This window comes from Lactobacillus sp. UMNPBX4 (assembly GCF_002554115.1).
Taxonomy (GTDB): domain Bacteria; phylum Bacillota; class Bacilli; order Lactobacillales; family Lactobacillaceae; genus Lactobacillus; species Lactobacillus gallinarum.
Window position 1 is genome coordinate 1 of sequence record NZ_PCZF01000141.1, and the last position, 391, is coordinate 391.

At 46.3% G+C, this 391-nt stretch carries 1 protein-coding gene; it reads right to left on the reverse strand.

Annotated elements, in window-relative coordinates:
- Positions 1-33: 33 nt before the first annotated feature.
- On the reverse strand, positions 34-391 hold a 358-nt coding region (locus CP355_RS10875; RefSeq protein WP_233187045.1), incomplete at its 5' end, for a hypothetical protein.

Here is a 391-nt window from a genome sequence, read left to right on the forward strand (position 1 = left end):
TTTTTTTTTTAAAGAAGAAGACGGCATAAGAGATTAGAAGGAGGAGAGGGGGAGAGGAGAGGGGGAGAAGAGAAAGGGAAGAAGAGGAAAAGGGAGGAAAAAGAAAAGGGGAAGAAGGAAAAAAAAAAAAGGAAAAAGGGGGAGGAAGAGGGGGAAGGAAAAGGAAAGGAAGAGGAGGGAAGAAAGGAGGAGGGGGAGGGAAAGAGGAAAGGAAAGGAGAAAAGAGAGGAAAAGGAAAAGGAAAAAAGAGAGGGAAAAGAGGGGAGGAAGGGAGAGAAGGGGAAAAAGGGAGAGAAAAAAGAGGAGAGAGAGGGAAAGGAGGAGGAGGGGAAGGAGAAGAAGGGAAAAGAAGGAGAAAAGGGGGGAGGGACTAAGAAACCTGACTTTAGTC